This is a genomic window from Oenococcus kitaharae, assembly GCF_025758695.1.
Classification (GTDB): domain Bacteria; phylum Bacillota; class Bacilli; order Lactobacillales; family Lactobacillaceae; genus Oenococcus; species Oenococcus kitaharae_A.
The window spans coordinates 427242-443999 of sequence record NZ_JANJQP010000001.1 but is presented as its reverse complement, the minus strand read 5'-3'; the positions used below and the strand labels follow the sequence as shown (position 1 = coordinate 443999).

Sequence of the window (16758 nt, the reverse complement as noted above, 5' to 3'; positions counted from 1 at the left end):
GGGTAGAATATAGTAGATGGCAGAATTTGAAGACACAACAGTATTTGATTTCGGTTCACAGAAACCGGAAAACGTCCGTTCGATGCTGAAGTTGGTTTACGAGGCGTTAGAGGAAAAAGGGTATAACCCGATCAATCAGATTGTCGGTTATTTAATTTCTGGCGATCCGGCTTATATCCCGCGTCTTAACGATGCCAGGAATCTGATTCGCCGTTTCGAACGCGATGAGATCGTCGAAGAATTGGTCAAAAATTACCTGGCTGAAGATGTTAAAAAGCCGACGGATAAAGACAAATGAGAATTTTGGGTCTCGACGTCGGCTCTCGGACAGTCGGTGTCGCACAATCCGATCCGCTTGGATGGACGGCCAGTTCTGTTGAAATCATTCGGATCAATGAGGATAAAGGCGAATTCGGTCTGGACCGTTTAGCTCAACTGATTGCCGAAAAGAAGGCGACTGGCATCGTCATTGGTTTGCCCAAGAATATGAACAACAGCGAAGGGCCGCGTGTGGATGCATCTCGTCGCTATGGCCAGATGGTCATCGACCGCTTTCATTTGCCGATTGATTATGAAGATGAGCGTCTGACCAGCGTCCAAGCCAATCGAATGCTGATTGAGGAAGCTGACTTGTCTCGCGAGAAGCGCAAAAAAGTCATCGATAGCCTGGCGGCTCAGTTGATTCTGCAAAATTATCTAGATAGAAAAGGAAAACTCGTAAATGGCTGACCAAGATAATGACAAATATGTAACTCTGACTGATGATCAGGGCAATGAATCTCTCTATGAGGTACTGTTTACTTTTCATTCTGATGAGTACAACAAAGATTACATCCTTTTTACGCCGGCTGGCGCTGATGAGATTGCAATTGAGAATCCCGATCAGGAAGTAGAGATTCAGGCCTTTAGTTTCGACCCGCAGGCTGGGGACTCCGAGACTGATTCTGATTTGTTCCCAATCGAAGATGAAGATGAATGGAACATGGTGGCTGAAGTTTTGAATACATTCGTTGCAGATGATTCATTAAAGACTGAAGACGACGAATAAAAAAACAGCTTCATAGACATTAACGAACTTCCTGTTTAGGTTTCCCCGACAGCGAGGCTCGTTTTTTTGAGGCTGTTTTTCAAATGGCTAATTATGTTAATCCTGGTCAAAGCCATCTGCGTATAGGACATTGAAGCTCGAGTAAAAATCAGCAGCAATTCCCTGCATGATCTTGGAGTGTGAGAAATGTTCGTAGGCTGCTGCGTCATCTAATTGGACCAGCAGCACGTTTCGATGCAGATATTTGTGTTCTTTAGCCCAAATAGCACTACCATGAGCGCCAAGCCGTCTTAATTCGTCCCGGTGGATTTCAAGTGTTTTCTTGGCAATCTCGGCTTGTTTGTCTTCACCGATAAAGTAGAAAAGCCCAATCAATTCCGGTCCCTTAATCGGTTTGGCATATTCTTGTTCAATATCCAGTTCGATTGGGCGGGCATTGGGAGCTAAAATTTCCCGAGAAATAATGCCAAACTGCGATTGACCCGGTTTGGAGATGAATTGGATATCTGAAACATTCGAACGGTCTGCTAATCCGAGCAGATAATCTTTACTTCCGAAGGTTAAATATAGTTTATCCATAACTAAATTTTAACGCTATAATAAGCAACTAAACGAATTGGTATAATAGAGATAATGAAATTAGAAAAAATTGATGCGAATACTCTGCATATCATGTTGACCAAGGCTGATCTTGATGATCGTCATGTCTCGATGATGGATTTGATGTCCGACCGTAATCAAGTCGAAAGTTTTTTCTATGCAATTTTAGACGAGGCGGATGCAGACCATTCCTTTAGCAATGATGACCAGGTGACCTTTCAGATTTTGCCGACGGGCAAGCACGGTGTTGAGTTGTTTATCTCGAAAATTGTTGACGATCCGAATATTTCAATTGATGAGAGCGGCAATACAGTATTTGCGTTAAAAGACGAGCAGGTAGATCCGGCAGTTTCCAAGCTGCTGTCGGGTTACGACCGTTCATCAGCGGGGCAAAGAAAAACGATCAAACAAAAGACTTCAAATTCATCGGTAATGAAGAAAACAGATAGCACACCGAACGCAACTCTGGACAGCTGGTATCTGCTGACAGACTTTGATGAGTTTTTGAGTGTTGCCCGTCAGATTGATGCTAGACAAGTCGTATCTGATCTTTATGAAATTCAGGCACCGGGGGTTGATTCGCAAACCCATCGTGCTTTCCTGCTTCACTTGTTTTCAAGAACGAAAAAAGCACCAGCGATCCAACTCTTGATGACAGACTTTGGTGTTCGTCTCGATGGCGGCAAGATTCAAGAGACTGACTTGACTAAACCAATTTTCACTAACCTTGCATTAGAACTTTCAAAACATATTTTTTGATTTTCACCTGCTGATGTCGTAATACTAGTCAGTGCTGATTGCGAAGAATCAATTTGGTGAATTAATTGAGGCTGACCAGGCTATTGCCGGCCAGCTTTTTTCCTGTCCTGGATGTCAGCGGCCTTTATGCCTAAAAAAAGGGCAAATCAAAATGCCGCATTTTGCCCATCGGCCTGGTATGGTCTGCGATTATTTTTCAGAAAATGAAAGTCAGCTGCATTTAGTGGCTAAAAAGTGTTTGAATCAGACCTTAACCCAAGCAGGCTACCAAACTCAGCTGGAAAAAGTGTTTCCAGAAATCAAACAACGAGCTGATCTTTGGATACAAGATGCTGACGGCAGGCAGCTTGCGATTGAATTTCAGCAAAGCCCGATCAGCGTTGACAAATTAAGACAGCGTACGGCAGGCTATCATCGCATTGGCCTGCAAGTGATTTGGATTCTGGGGCCCAATTATTTTCGCCAGCGTTTACAAGAAAGAACGATTTTTAAATTTGCTGACGCTAATGACATGATATTCACTTGGGCGCCATCATCGAATCAATTAACGGTCTGCAGCTGTTTTCAAAAAAATGATTTATCAGTTTTAAAAATGCAGCAGCATCAATATTCTCCGGAATCTTTTTTTGATATTTTTTTACGTGGTTCTCATCACTCAAGCCAGCAAGTGCAGGCGATAAGATCGAAGAGCTATTTGCGTCGAGATCTCAAACATATGCAGCAGCAGTTAACTTTGAAACGATTTTCGCCAGACGTGGTTCGTCTTGTCTATGAACAAAAACACACCAGCCCGATTAATGCGCCTTGGCTAGTTCATGGTGGCAACCAGGCCGGATTAAAAGTCAGCAACCAGCATTGGCGGCTTGCAATGCTTTTAGCTTTGGAAGCAGGTTCTGAGACTGGCCGTCTATCTCGTAATGCGTTTATTAAAGAATTTTCATCAGAAAGCTATTTTTATGAACGCAGCTGGGAGAACCATCTTTCCCAGCAGGCGGTTGTTAATTTCCTGCGAGAATTATCGTTGGCGGGCTATATTTATCTGAAAAGTGCCTATATTTTGGTGAGATCACTGCCGCCATGGCCTGACAATTATCAACAGAAACTGGCACTTTTGCGGTAGAATAGTTCTCAATTGATGGAGGTTTTATGACAGAGAGTAAAAAACAGATCACAAGGGCCGAGGTGGAAAAAAATCCTTCTCAGACCTGGGACCTGAGTCAGATTTTTAAGACAGATGATGATTGGGAAGCGGCATTTAAGCTTTCCGAAGAAAAAGCCCAAGCAGTTGCAAAATTATCAGATACAGTCAAAGACGCGGGCAGTTTGCTCGCTGCAGTCAAAGCTGTTCTGGATTTATTCCGTTTGGTAGAAAAAGTGTATGTCTATGCTTCGATGAAATCCGATCAGGATACCAGTAATAATAAATACGCTGCTTTTGATGCACGTGTTGCAGGTCTGGCTGCTAAATCCGACTCGGCCAGCTCATTTTTGACACCGGCAATTATCGCCTTTTCGCCTGAACAACTGGCTTCTTTTTACAAAGATGCGCCAGAATTAGAAGACTACCATCATTTGATTGATACTTTTGCAAAGAAACGTGATCATACATTGCCACCAGCCGAGGAAAAGCTCTTGGCCAGTGCAGGGGATGTCTTCTCCTCAAGTTCTCAGACATTTAGTACGTTGAACGATTCTGATTTGAAATATGGCGATGTCGTTGATGAAAATGGCGATACAGTCCAACTAACGCAAGGCCTTTATTCGACAATGCTGGAATCCAGTGATCGCAAGATTCGCCAGACTGCCTTTACGACTCTATATGCGGCCTACGGCACCTACAAAAATACCTTTGCCTCAACGCTTTACGGGCAGATGAAAGCCGATAATTTCCTTGCCAGTGCCCATCATTTTAAAAGTGCGCGCGAAGCTGCTACTTTTAGGAGTGATATTCCGGAAACTGTGTTTGAAAGTCTGGTTTCCTCAACGGACGCTCACTTGGGTTTGCTGCACCGCTACGTGGCACTGCGCAAAAAATTATTAGGTGTTTCCGAATTGCATACTTATGACCTCTATACGCCAATTACAGGTGATGTTGATTTTCCAGTCGACTTTGAAGGTGCCAAGGCAATTGCTTTAGAAGCCTTGAAGCCATTGGGCGACAAGTACTTGGCCGGTTTGCAGCGCGAATTTGACGAGCGCTGGATTGATGTTCCGGAAAACGCCGGCAAACGGTCAGGTGCCTATTCAGGTGGTGCTTATGACACCAATCCTTATGTGCTGCTGAATTGGCAGGATACTTTAGACAATATCTTTACTTTGGTTCATGAATCCGGACATTCTCAGCACTCCTTGCTGACCCGTAGTAATCAACCATACCAGTACGGTGACTATCCAATCTTTTTGGCGGAGATTGCTTCAACAACCAACGAAATGCTGTTGACCGATTATTTGCTGAAGACACAGAAAGATCCAAAGATTAAAGCTTATGTTTTGAATCATTATCTGGATGGCTTTAAGGGTACGGTCTTCCGTCAGACACAGTTTGCTGAATTTGAGGATTGGATGCATAAACAGGCTCAGGCCGGTGTTGCTTTGACAGCTGATGCCTTGTCTAAGTTCTATGGCGATTTGAACAAAAAGTTTTATGGCGACGCACTCACTTTTGATCCGCAGATCGCTTTGGAATGGACACGAATTCCACATTTCTACTATGACTACTATGTTTACCAATATGCCACTGGCGAATCAGCGGCAACGACGCTTTCACAGGGAATTATTGACGATCCGGAGAAAAATGTCCCGCTTTACTTGGGCTATCTGTCAGCCGGTTCTTCAGATTATCCTTTGAATGTGATTAAAAAGGCCGGTGTTGATATGGAGAAAACTGATTATCTGGACAAGGCCTTTGCCGTCTTTGAGAATCGTTTGGATGAATTTGAAAAACTCATGTCCAAGTAACAATATCGCATCAAAAACAGCCTGATGGCTGTTTTTTATTTGCTGATTAATCATGATTTTTCTGGAAAAAACGCGGCAGGGATTAATAATGATCGCTTTTCCGCTAGAATGGAAGATATGAAAGTTTGCCTGTTTCCTAATGACCAGCCGCAGTCCTTGAAGGTTGCTGACTTGTTAAAAAATAAATTAGAAGCAGCCGGCCAGGAAGTCTCCAGCCGACAGCCGAATTTGGTGGTCTCAATCGGTGGAGATGGCACTTTTTTGTCAGCAGTTCACCAGTTTTCCAATCAATTAGCCAACATTCGTTTTGTTGGCGTACATACAGGGCATCTAGGCTTTTATTCGGATTGGCTCGTTGATGAACTCGATGACCTGGTGGATAAAATTACTCATGATCACGGGCAGTTGAACGAATACCCGTTAATGGAGGGCGAGGTTTTTTATGCCGATGGGCAGGTTGCCGAGATATTAGCGGTCAATGAAATCATTTTGAACAGAATTACCAATTCATTGGCGATTGATGTTTATATCAATGATGTGCTGTTTGAAAAGTTTCGCGGGGATGGCCTAGCTGTTTCCACACCGGCTGGTTCTTCAGGTTATAACAAATCTTTGGGCGGCGCTTTGATTGATCCAGATTTTGCAGCTTTACAGATGACCGAGATTGCTTCCATTAATAACCGTGTTTATCGGACATTAGGCTCACCGATTATTGTGTCAGCTGATACACGCATTCGTGTTGTCTTGGAAGTGGGGAATTCGACAATTAATTATGATAGTTTCCAATTGCCGCAGGTAGCCTACAGACAAATTTTATTCAAAATTTCCAAAGAACCATTAAAAATGGCCAATTACAAACAGATTAGTTTTTGGCAACGCGTCAAGAATTCATTTATTGGAGACGGCCATCAATGAAGTTTTCCTGGGTTTCTGATCTAGACGACATGCAAAAAGTTCGTCTCTTTTTAAAAGCGCGCGGCGTTTCGCATCGGATGTTTTCACAATTAAAGCATTTTGGCGGCAAAATCGTCGTGGATAATCGTGAGGTTTTCACGAATGATTATGTTAAGCCAGGTCAACAGATCAGTATTTTCATGCCAGCTGAAAAAGAAAACGATCAACTGACAGCCGATTTTAAAGATTCGCTGGATATCGTTTTTGAGGACGACAATTTTTTGCTTATCAATAAAGCACCATTTGTGACGACTGTTCCTGGCCACGCTGACCGGCAAACGACACTGGTCAATATGGTGAAAGCCCATCTGATTACTGAAGAAGCCGAAAGTCTTGTGCCGCATGTTGTGACGCGTTTAGACCGTGATACAAGCGGGCTGGTCTTGCTGGCCAAACATAAATTTGCACACGCGTTGTTAAATGACGCGCTCATGGATCATCACGACATCGAGAAATTTTATCAAGCCTTTGCTGTCGGTGATTTTCCTGAAGACCACGGCATCATTGATCAGCCAATTGGACGTATTGAAGGCGACTTTATCAGGCGGCAGGTGCGGCCGGACGGTAAGGAGTCGTTGACTGAATATTGGGTCGAAAAGCGTTTTGACAACTTTACCCAGTTAAAAGTCCAGCTGCATACGGGTCGTACTCACCAGATTCGCGTTCACTTAGCTTGGGCGGGCCATCCCTTGGTCGGCGACGAACTTTATGCCGGCCCGAAATCAGCTTTTATCTTCCGTCAGGCCCTGCACGCTTCGGATTTGACTTTTTTTGATCCTTTTGCAAACAAAAACCAGCATTTTCATGCTGGCCTGCCAGAAGATATTCAGCGTTTGATTGATGCTGGACACTACTAATTCAATTACGCCTGGAAGTAAACACGAACGGCTTCAGGCACGTAAAAGTCTTTTTGAATCAGGGTCAATTCGCCGCTAGTCTTGTCAATGGCATAACTAGAAGCGTTATTTGTATTTTGGTTAACCGCGACCAGATAACGGCCGTCCGGTGTGATATTGAAATCGCGCGGGAAATCACCCTCGGTTGGGATCTGCTGGATGAGTTTGACATCATTCTCATCGTCTGCGATTTTGAAAACGGCGATTGAATTATATCCACGATTTGACGTGTAAATATACTTATAATCATCCGACAGGCGGATCGCTGCTGCGCCGTTATGTTTGGTCCAATCAGCTGGGATAGTCGAAATTGTCGAGATTAACTTGAATTTTCCTTCCTGATATTTCAATAGGGACAGTTTTGAAGAAAGTTCGCCTAATAGAAATGCACGTTTGCCATCTTCGCTGAAACGAATATGGCGCGGGCCAAAACCGGCTTCAGTCCGAAAACGAATCGGCTCTGATAATTTGCCATCCTGAGAAATTTCAAAAGTCAGTACTTCATCAGTTCCTAGGTCAACAGCCACCAAACGATTATCGGGTGTTAGACTCGTGAAATGGATATGAGCCGAATCCTGCTCGGCTTTTGGCCCTTTACCTTCGTTTTGAAAATCATCTGTCTTAATTAATTTTTGGCCGTCAATCTTGAAAATTGTGATCAAGCCGGTATGATAGTTGCCTGTGAACACCAGCTGTCGGCCTTCATCGACAAAAACGTAAGCTGGCGAAGCACCATCGCTAATCTGCTCGTCTGTTTTTGTAAAGGGCATCGTCGATGTGTCCCAGACGGAGACGCCGCCGCGATCGCCTTGTTTATCTACGGCGTAAAGCAAACCTGCGTTTGAAAGTGCGAAATAGGTCGGAGATCCTATCTGTGCAACGTTTTCCAGGTTATTAAGTTTTCCATCATCTGATAGGAAGGCTTCATATAGACCCTTGGAATCAGATTTCGTATAAGTTCCAAATAACAATTTGTAGCTCATTATTTTTCCTTTCGTGTTACATTACTATTATCATTCATGATAGAGTAAAAGGGAAATGCGATTGAATAAAAATGATAGCACTGAACAAAAAAGCTGGTTTTATCGTTGGGTTGTCAATAACCGCTTAGTTGCGGCACTTATAGTGGTTATTGTGCTTCTCGCAGCTGTTTATATGATGCGCCGAGTCAGTTTCATTTTCGAACCAATTACGGCACTATTTACAGCAGTTGGTGCGCCGATGATCACAGCTGGTATTTTTTACTATCTGCTAATTCCGATTGTGAATTGGGCTAACCGAAAATTCCGCTGGTCCAAGCAGACGATCGTTTTGATTATCTTTCTGATTGTGTTTGCAATTTTGATTCTTGGTATTATTTTTATCTCGCCCATTATTCGAACTAATTTTGTTCAATTTGCCAAACACTGGCCGGACTACTATAAACACTGGTCACGCCAGTTATTGGTCTGGCTGGACTATCCAGCACTCAACCCGATTAAGAACTGGGCATTGGATGCCAACAATAATCTGAACAAGACAATTATCGATTGGTCTCGAAGTTATTTATCCAATGGCATTGCCGGTGTTGGCTGGATTACACGCTTTTTGACAATGACTGCGATCACGCTAGTCACTTTTCCCTTTATGCTGTATTACATGCTAAAAGAGAGTGATAAGTTCCCAAAATATATATCTCAATTTTTTCCTGAAAAAACACGCTCAAGCCTCATGGAAGTCTTATATGAAATTAACAAACAGATTTCCGATTATTTAAGAGGCCAGATCTTGACTGCACTAGCAGTATCGATTATGTTCATGATCGGTTTTTCAGTCATTGGCTTGCCTTACGGTATTTGGATCGGCCTGCTAGCTGGGCCGCTGAACCTGATCCCGTATCTAGGCTCTTTTCTCGCTATGGTACCAGCTGTCATCATTGCTCTGCTCGGAAGTACAAATCTCTTATTGGCCGTCTTGGTCGTGTTTGCTATTGAACAGACCTTAGAGTCTCGTCTGATTCATCCAAAAATTATGGGTGCCTCAATGCACATTCATCCGGTCACGATTCTAGTTATTTTATTAGCTGCCGGCGAGATGTTCGGCTTGCTTGGCGTCGCTTTTGGCATTCCAGCCTACGCGGTTCTGAAGGTCTTAATTAGCCGAATTTATCTTTGGTGGCGCCAGAATTCGGAGTTATTCAAGTCATGAACCATATTGTTTTATTTGAGCCGTCTATGCCGGCAAATACAGGGAACATCGCCCGTACTGCGACCGCCATTAATGCACGGCTGCACTTGATTAAGCCATTGGGCTTTGATCTGGACGATAAAAAGGTTATTCGAGCAGGCTTAGATTACTGGAAAAATGTTGATATTACCCTGCACGAAAATTTACCTGCTTTTTTATCGACCATCGATAATGCTCAGCTCTTTCTTGTGTCCAAGTATGCTGAAAAATCCTATGATCAGATAGATTATTCGGATCGCAGCCAAGATCGTTATTTTCTATTTGGCAATGAGGCTTATGGTTTGCCGGAAGTATTTATGCGCCGGAATCCAGAAAAAGCCGTTCGAATTCCACAAAATGATCAGCATGTCCGATCATTGAATTTAAGCAACTCTGTGGCAATTGTCTTATACGAAGTCTTGCGTCAACAGAATTTTTCTGGTTTGGAACGTGAACATTTTTATGAACAGGACAAGTTAAAGTAAACCTTAAGGCATTTTTAACTGAACCTGTTTTTTTATAGACTTAATTGTGGACTATGGCAGCTAGAACTAGAAAAAAAGCAAGTACAAGAAGAAGCAGAAAAAATCAAGGTATTGATCCGAAAATTGTGGTGGTTCTCATTTTTGAGATCTTTTTTGCTTTAGGGATCTTTCGCTTGGGCCTTGTCGGGAATTTTCTTGCAGATGCCTATAAATATGTTTTTGGCGACTATTTTGTCATTTTTGTTTTGATGATCGCTATTTTCTTCGCTTATTGGCTGTTATATCGCAAATTTCCTAAAATTCCCGGCCGGATTATAGTTGGTATCTTGTTCATCGCTTTGCCTTTTTTGACAATCAGTTCACTTTTTTTTGCATCAACTCTGAAAAACGATAGCAGCCTGATATCTCAATTGGGCCAAATTATCATAAATGATATGCGTCGCGGGCATTCACAATCAGCCAGCGGCGGCGGGATTATCGGTGCAGCCATCTATACTGGGTTGGCACGCCTGATTGCAAACGCCGGAGTCTGGGTGATCTCGATTCTATCTCTGATTTTTGGCATTTTCCGTCTGTTGAATAAATCGGTTCTGCATTCTGCCTCCAAGGCTGCTGAATTCAGCCGTGATAAGATTTCAGACATTCAAGAAAAGCGGCTCAACGCACCAAATAATGGCAAAGAGTCGAACTTTTTCAAAAAATATTTTGAGGATCCTAATAGTGCTGACCCCAAAAGCGATGCGCAGGCAGGCAAGCCAACCAGTGGCCAGCCATCACCGGTTCAGCCAAAAATCCATTGGAATCAGACAACAAGTCCCACAGACAGTAGTTCTGCCGACAAAGAAAGCGCTGCTTTGCTGAATAGCCTTCGTCCTGTTCCAACAAGTGCTGCGCCAGATGATTTTGGCGAAGATGCTGCTACGGCAATTTCGGACGATCAGGTGGTAGATTCGATTGAAACAGCTGATAACCCTGATTATCAGGTACCACCGGCGACGATCTTATCTCACGTACGTGCAGTTGATCAGACCGGTGAATTTCGCCAGTTGAACAAAAAATCTCAAATTGTCCGTGATACGCTCAAGTCTTTCAATATCGAGACAGAAGTGAGTTCTGTCAGCTTGGGCCCAACTGTCACACAATATGAACTCAAGCCGGCACGCGGTGTCAAAGTCTCGACGATTGCCAACCGTGCTGATGATTTGGCTTTAGCTCTTTCGGCAAAATCTATTCGTATTGAGGCACCAATCCCTGGCAAACCCTTCGTTGGTGTTGAAGTTCCCAATGAAGTTCAGGCAACTGTGGGCTTTTCTGATGTGATTGAACATTCAAGCTTTAATCCGAAACACCCATTGACGGTTCCTTTGGGCCGTGATGTTGATAATCAAGTCATTTCAGCTGATTTAGCGGCAATGCCGCATTTGCTGATTGCTGGTGCGACTGGTTCTGGAAAATCGGTCGCTATTAACGGCATTATCAGTTCTTTGTTAATGCGCCTGAAGCCTAACGAAGTCAAGCTGATGATGGTGGATCCTAAAAGGGTTGAATTGTCTATGTATAATGATTTGCCGCATCTGCTTGCGCCTGTTATTTCAGAGCCGAGAAAAGCAGCACGCGGACTGCAGAAAGCGGTTAAAGAGATGGAACGGCGTTATGAGCTTTTCGCCGACCATGGCGTCCGCAACATTGATGGCTGGAACCAAAAAGTCGCTGATTACAATAAAACAAAGGGACATGTGATGCCCAAAATGCCTTATATCGTGATCATTGTTGATGAGCTGGCCGATTTGATGATGACTGCTAAAAGCGATGTCGAGACGACAATTGTGCGTATTGCACAGATGGGCCGAGCTGCTGGTGTACACCTGATTTTGGCAACGCAAAGGCCTTCTGTCGATGTTATTACCGGTTTGATCAAGGCTAACGTCCCATCCAGGATTGCGTTTGCCGTTTCCTCTGGTATCGACAGCCGCACCATCTTGGACCAAAATGGGGCTGAAAAATTGCTAGGCAAGGGGGATATGCTATTTGCGCCGGTTGGCAAGGAACCAACGAGAATTCAAGGCGCGTTTATCTCTGACCAGGACGTTGAGGCCGTAACGGCCTTTATTCGAAAGGAATCTCCGGCTCAATACGCTTCCAGTATGCTGGTAGACGATGACAGCCAGGAAGATGACCAAACGGATGAAACAGGTGCCAATGGCGAGCCAGTTGATGATTTGTTTAACGAAGCTTCTGAGTTTGTCATTCAACAGAAAAAAGCATCTACGAGTCTGCTTCAACGTCGTTTCCGTATTGGCTATAATCGAGCAGCCCGAATTATCGATGATTTGCAAGCGGCTGGCATTGTTGGGCCGCAAGATGGCAGCCGCCCCAGGGATGTGCTGGTTAGTCACCAAGATAATCCGGAAGAAGATCGCTAGTCTTGAGTTTTAAAAAAACTTTCCAGCGGCCGATATTTAACGTATTGTATAAACTATGTTCTATTCTGCAATAACTTTCTGGCTGATCTCACTTTTCTCCTGGGTCGCACTGCAATTTTTTGCACGCCAATATCATATTAGCGACCTGCCCTTTTGGATCTGGTTATTGCCAGTGGACTTCTTCCTGGCGATTGGAATTATTAATAAATATTTAAGTTTTAATTTTCAATACATTCTGATCACCGCCTGGCTGATTTTATGGCTTTCGATTATTATTTTGCTAATCTGGCGGTCCGAAGATCGTCGGAGCCTCAAGCGTTACTGGTCATTTTTTATTAATTTAAGCGGCATTTTACTACTGTTAGAGGTGATCGGAATTGCCGTCTATATTTTCTTAAACAAAGATTAAAAGCTAGACCGAAAGGTCTTTTTTTGTGTCCAAATAGGCGTTTTTCAAAGTGGGTTTTAAGTGGAAATAAGTGGGGCAAAGTGGTAAATTTATGAAGTGAACTTGAAAGGAGGATTAGACGCATGTTTATGGGCGAGTATCAGCACACGCTGGATGATAAATCCCGTTTAATTATTCCGGCCAAGTTTAGAAATCAACTGGGGGACACTTTTATTGTGACCCGTTGGATGGAACATTCTTTATTTGCCTTCCCAAAAGACGAGTGGGATAAGTTCGAAAGCAAGCTGGATAAACTGCCTTTAGGTGCAAAAGACGCACGGGCTTTTCGGCGTTTTGTCCTGGCTGGCGCGGTGGAAGCTGAATTTGACAAACAGGGAAGAATTATTATTCCGGCCGTATTAAAAACACATGCTCAGTTGGCTAAAAGCGTTGTCATCACTGGTTCTGGTAATGGGTTTGAAATCTGGAGCAAGAATAACTGGGACGAATATACAGCGGGTACAGCTGAGAATTTTGATCAGATTGCCGAAGAATTAACGGACTTTGACCTATGAAAACAGACGACTATGGACATATCACAGTTTTCCTACAGCAAGCGGTTGCAGCATTGGAAGTCCGTCCTGATGGGATTTATGTTGATGCAACGCTTGGCGGCGGCGGTCACAGCGACTTGATTCTCAAAAAAGCACTGCAAGGCCATCTGTACAGCTTTGATCAGGATGAAGAAGCAATTCGTTTCAATGAAAAACGTTTTGCTAATGAAATTGCTGCTGGCAGGATGACGCTGATTCACGATAATTTTAAAAACTTGGCCAGTGAACTTGCAAAATACGGCGTTGCACAAATTGATGGCATTGTCTTTGATCTGGGCGTCAGTTCGCCACAGTTTGACGAACAAGGCCGCGGCTTTAGTTATCGCAGTGATGCGCGCTTAGATATGCGAATGGATCAGGAACAATCCCTCGATGCATATGAGATTGTCAATCATTGGGATTATAAGAAACTAGCTCAGATTCTGAATCGTTATGGCGAAGAAAAGTTTGCTTCTTCGATTGCCAGACGGATTTTGTTGCAGCGTGAGCAGGCTCCGATCGAGACGACTGAACAACTGGTCGCGGTGATCAAAGAAGCACTTCCTGACCGGGTTCTGCATGCTAAAGGGCATCCGGCTAAAAAAACTTTTCAGGCCATTCGAATCGCAGTTAATGACGAATTGAATGTGCTTAAAGAAGCGCTGGCTCAGTCGGCTAATCTATTAGCGCCCCATGGCCGAATTGCAGTGATTACTTTTCAATCCTTAGAGGATCGCATTGTTAAACAATTTTTTCGTGAAATGTCAACGAAAAATCAGCTTCCTGACAAGCTGCCGGTCTTAGACAAAGACATTAAAGAAGATTTCCAATTGGTCACGCGGCACCCGATCATACCTAGTGAAAAAGAAATCTCGGCAAATCATCGATCTCACAGCGCAAAGCTGCGTGTTTTGGAGAAAAACTAATGGCAGAAAACGCACCTTCATATACATATAGAAAAGTCAATAAACAGGCATCGACTTTAAAACTCGTTAAAAGCCGCCCAGCCACCCGTACCTATAAGAGAGCTCGCTGGTCGCTTGGCGATTTTGTGTTTGTCTTTATAGTTGCAGCATGCGTATCGGCTGTGATGTTTGCCAGTATTCTGCTTTCCAATACGACTGCACGCGTTGATGACCAGCTGCAGGCAGCGAACGGACGAATTCAAGCACTGCGTAGCGAAAACGATAAATCAAAAGAAGAGATTAATAAGGCGACGAGCGTGATAGCTTTGCAGCGTTTTGCCAAACAGAATGGCATGACGTTGAACTCAGCAAACGTTCAGAATATTAATAAATAGTGGCAAAGAAGAGAAAGAAAAAAGTATCAAGTCCGATTAACCGCAGCAAAAGAGCTGGTGTGGTGATTTTTTTTACCATTTCGTTGGTTCTCTTACTCTTATCCGGGCATTTTGTTTATGTCGCTGCAACTCGCAATATTAAAGGACGCAAACTCTCCGAAACCGAACTGCGTCATTTTATGCGCGATCAGGCGATTCAGCCTCATCGTGGCAATATTTTTGATGCCAGCGGTCAGGCATTGGCCGAAAATACGACAACCTACAATCTTTATGCCATTGTCAAAAAAGGCTTTCGTTCGGGTACTAAACCGCTCTATGTTGTCAACAAGCAGAAAACCGCACGTATTCTTGCACCAATACTCGGCATGAAAGAGGCGGACGTCTTAAATCACTTGCAGGCCAGTCCTGGTACTTTTCAGGTCGAATTTGGTTCAGCAGGAGACAATCTGTCCATTGCTCAGCATGATAAAATTGTGGCGGCAAAACTGCCAGGCCTGAATTTTGTCAGTAATGCAGCTCGTTTTTATCCGAATGGTGTTTTTGCTTCACAATTGATCGGCCTTGTTGCGAACAACAATGACGGCAATCAACCTTCTAAGATGACCGGCATTATGGGCCTGGAACAGTCTTTAAACCGCTACTTAACAGGCAAGGCAGGCATCAAAACCGGTCAACAGACTGCAGGTGGTGTGGATTTGACATCGTTTACAAATAAAAAGGTCAAAAATGGTGATGACGTTTATCTGACTCTGGATTATCATTTGCAGTTTCAGCTCGAACATTTAATGAGCAATGTCTTTGATAAGACTAAGCCGCAAGCAATGACAGCTATTCTTGCCAATGCTAAAACGGGTGCAATCCTTGCTGCGACGCAACGGCCGACCTTCAATGCCTCGACAAAGGCCGGCTTAAGTAAAATGTGGGACAATCTTTTGGTGCAAGATCCGGTAGAGCCTGGGTCAACAATGAAAACTTTTACGCTTTCTGCAGCGATTGACAGCGGCCATTGGAATCCGAATGCTATCTATAAATCCGGTACCTTAAATATCGGTAACCAAAAAGTCTTTGATTTTAACAGGAATATGGGCAATATCAGTTATCGGGAAGGTTTTGCGCGCTCTTCTAATGTGGCCTTTGCAAAAACAGAGATGGCCATGGGGCCGTCTATCTGGCGGGACTATCTGACTCGTTTTAATTTTCTGAAAGCCACACAGACGATGCTGCCAAATGAAGCAGCCGGATCAATGGTCTTTAATGAGCCAATCGAGCAGGCGAATACAGCTTTCGGTCAAGGAATTGAAGTGACGCCCATGCAGATCGTCCAGGCGCTCACAGCAGTTGCCAATAACGGCCGAATGGTGCGCCCATATATTGTTTCAAAAATTGTTAATCCCGACAGCAAGAAAACGGCTTATGAACATAAAGTGCAGCACTTATCTGTCGTGATGCGTCCGACAACAGCACAGCAGGTCAGAAAAGATATGATTGACGTTGTTAATTTACCAGATGGGACTGCTCGGATCTATTCATTAGCTCAACAAGGTATTCAAATTGCAGCAAAAACCGGAACGGCTCAAATCGCTATCAATGGTAAATATACGAATAATTATTCGGCTTCGACACATTCCGTAGAGGTTTTAGTTCCAGCTGATGATCCGCAATTTATTTTTTACATGTACTTGCGGCAGCCGAAAGAATTTATTGGCGGTTTTGCTGATGCCACGATCAATACAGTTTTTCATCCTTTGATTTTGTCAGCTCTCAATGATGCTAAAACTTCCGTAGCGGGAAAAAATACAAATTTACTTCTGCCGAATTTTGTTGGGCAGACAGTTGACCAAGCTCGTCAAACTGCTCAAAGCAATGGTTTGACTGTTGTGATTGCCGGTGATGCTGACAAAAAAATCAGCTGGCAGTCTGTTGGCCCATCCGCTCAGGTGATTACTGGACAAAAGATTTTTTTGAGAACATCTGGCAAAATAATCATGCCGGATATGAAGGGTTGGTCGATCTCTGATATCTCCACATTCAGTAGTATGGCAAAATTAAATCTATCCTATTCTGGAACTGGCCAGCTCGTCTCGCAAAATATCAAACCCGGAAGCAATCTCAAAAAAGGACAAAAATTAGAGGTAAATCTGCAATGATG

The 16758-nt window shown here is 43.6% G+C and carries 18 protein-coding genes; 16 read left to right on the top strand and 2 right to left on the bottom strand.

What is annotated here, in order from left to right; all coding sequences use genetic code 11:
- Nucleotides 1-16 precede the first annotated feature (16 nt).
- From NRF22_RS02260 to NRF22_RS02250, 3 genes are read left to right on the top strand one after another with little or no spacing between them, the layout of a single operon-like run.
- Complete coding sequence (locus NRF22_RS02260) at nt 17-298, top strand: IreB family regulatory phosphoprotein (RefSeq protein ID WP_263779041.1); 282 nt, start codon at nt 17-19, stop codon at nt 296-298.
- Nucleotides 295-729: a Holliday junction resolvase RuvX gene (ruvX, locus tag NRF22_RS02255; protein ID WP_263779040.1), complete on the top strand. Its 435-nt coding sequence runs from the start codon at nt 295-297 to the stop codon at nt 727-729. Before NRF22_RS02260 ends, ruvX begins: the two co-directional genes overlap by 4 nt.
- Complete coding sequence (locus NRF22_RS02250) at nt 722-1048, top strand: DUF1292 domain-containing protein (protein ID WP_007746269.1); 327 nt, start codon at nt 722-724, stop codon at nt 1046-1048. The genes ruvX and NRF22_RS02250 overlap by 8 nt, the downstream gene beginning before the upstream one ends.
- A gap of 96 nt (nt 1049-1144) precedes the next feature.
- Here the strand turns inward: NRF22_RS02250 and NRF22_RS02245 are convergent, their stop codons facing one another.
- Entirely contained in the window at nt 1145-1627 is a 483-nt protein-coding gene (locus tag NRF22_RS02245; RefSeq protein ID WP_263779039.1) for a hypothetical protein, read from the bottom strand.
- Nucleotides 1628-1681: 54 nt separating this feature from the next.
- On the opposite strand from NRF22_RS02245, the gene NRF22_RS02240 reads away from it, so the two are divergent.
- From NRF22_RS02240 to NRF22_RS02220, 5 genes are all read left to right on the top strand, one after another.
- Nucleotides 1682-2407, top strand: coding sequence for an adaptor protein MecA (locus NRF22_RS02240; RefSeq protein ID WP_263779037.1), 726 nt, complete (start codon nt 1682-1684; stop codon nt 2405-2407).
- Nucleotides 2408-2438: 31 nt separating this feature from the next.
- Nucleotides 2439-3527, top strand: coding sequence for a competence protein CoiA (locus NRF22_RS02235; protein ID WP_263779036.1), 1089 nt, complete (start codon nt 2439-2441; stop codon nt 3525-3527).
- A gap of 26 nt (nt 3528-3553) precedes the next feature.
- Complete coding sequence (gene pepF / locus NRF22_RS02230) at nt 3554-5365, top strand: oligoendopeptidase F (RefSeq protein ID WP_263779035.1); 1812 nt, start codon at nt 3554-3556, stop codon at nt 5363-5365.
- Between the two features lie 108 nt (nt 5366-5473).
- Nucleotides 5474-6280 carry an NAD kinase gene (locus NRF22_RS02225; RefSeq protein WP_318528701.1) on the top strand — a complete coding sequence of 269 codons (807 nt, stop codon included), beginning with the start codon at nt 5474-5476 and terminating at the stop codon, nt 6278-6280.
- On the top strand, nt 6277-7176 hold the full coding sequence (locus tag NRF22_RS02220; RefSeq protein WP_263779033.1) for an RluA family pseudouridine synthase: 900 nt from the start codon (nt 6277-6279) through the stop codon (nt 7174-7176). The genes NRF22_RS02225 and NRF22_RS02220 overlap by 4 nt, the downstream gene beginning before the upstream one ends.
- A gap of 5 nt (nt 7177-7181) precedes the next feature.
- Here the strand turns inward: NRF22_RS02220 and NRF22_RS02215 are convergent, their stop codons facing one another.
- Nucleotides 7182-8198 (bottom strand): lactonase family protein, encoded by a 1017-nt coding sequence (locus tag NRF22_RS02215; RefSeq protein WP_263779031.1) that lies wholly within the window; start codon nt 8196-8198, stop codon nt 7182-7184.
- 55 nt (nt 8199-8253) lie between these two features.
- On the opposite strand from NRF22_RS02215, the gene NRF22_RS02210 reads away from it, so the two are divergent.
- The 8 genes from NRF22_RS02210 (at nt 8254) to NRF22_RS02175 (ending at nt 16756) form a co-directional block, all read left to right on the top strand.
- Entirely contained in the window at nt 8254-9402 is a 1149-nt protein-coding gene (locus NRF22_RS02210) for an AI-2E family transporter (RefSeq protein ID WP_263779029.1), read from the top strand.
- Nucleotides 9399-9905, top strand: a complete 507-nt coding sequence (locus tag NRF22_RS02205) for a tRNA (cytidine(34)-2'-O)-methyltransferase (protein WP_263779028.1) — start codon at nt 9399-9401, stop codon at nt 9903-9905. Before NRF22_RS02210 ends, NRF22_RS02205 begins: the two co-directional genes overlap by 4 nt.
- Before the next feature lie 53 nt (nt 9906-9958).
- Nucleotides 9959-12328 (top strand): FtsK/SpoIIIE family DNA translocase, encoded by a 2370-nt coding sequence (locus tag NRF22_RS02200; RefSeq protein WP_263779027.1) that lies wholly within the window; start codon nt 9959-9961, stop codon nt 12326-12328.
- Nucleotides 12329-12383: 55 nt separating this feature from the next.
- Complete coding sequence (locus tag NRF22_RS02195) at nt 12384-12737, top strand: hypothetical protein (RefSeq protein WP_263779026.1); 354 nt, start codon at nt 12384-12386, stop codon at nt 12735-12737.
- Nucleotides 12738-12859: 122 nt separating this feature from the next.
- Nucleotides 12860-13291 carry a division/cell wall cluster transcriptional repressor MraZ gene (mraZ, locus tag NRF22_RS02190; protein ID WP_263779025.1) on the top strand — a complete coding sequence of 144 codons (432 nt, stop codon included), beginning with the start codon at nt 12860-12862 and terminating at the stop codon, nt 13289-13291.
- Nucleotides 13288-14235, top strand: a complete 948-nt coding sequence (rsmH, locus tag NRF22_RS02185; protein WP_263779024.1) for a 16S rRNA (cytosine(1402)-N(4))-methyltransferase RsmH — start codon at nt 13288-13290, stop codon at nt 14233-14235. The genes mraZ and rsmH overlap by 4 nt, the downstream gene beginning before the upstream one ends.
- Complete coding sequence (locus NRF22_RS02180; protein WP_263779023.1) at nt 14235-14609, top strand: cell division protein FtsL; 375 nt, start codon at nt 14235-14237, stop codon at nt 14607-14609. The genes rsmH and NRF22_RS02180 overlap by 1 nt, the downstream gene beginning before the upstream one ends.
- A complete protein-coding gene (locus NRF22_RS02175) occupies nt 14609-16756 on the top strand; it encodes a penicillin-binding protein (RefSeq protein WP_263779022.1) in 2148 nt (715 codons plus the stop codon). The genes NRF22_RS02180 and NRF22_RS02175 overlap by 1 nt, the downstream gene beginning before the upstream one ends.
- The last annotated feature ends 2 nt before the right edge of the window (nt 16757-16758 follow it).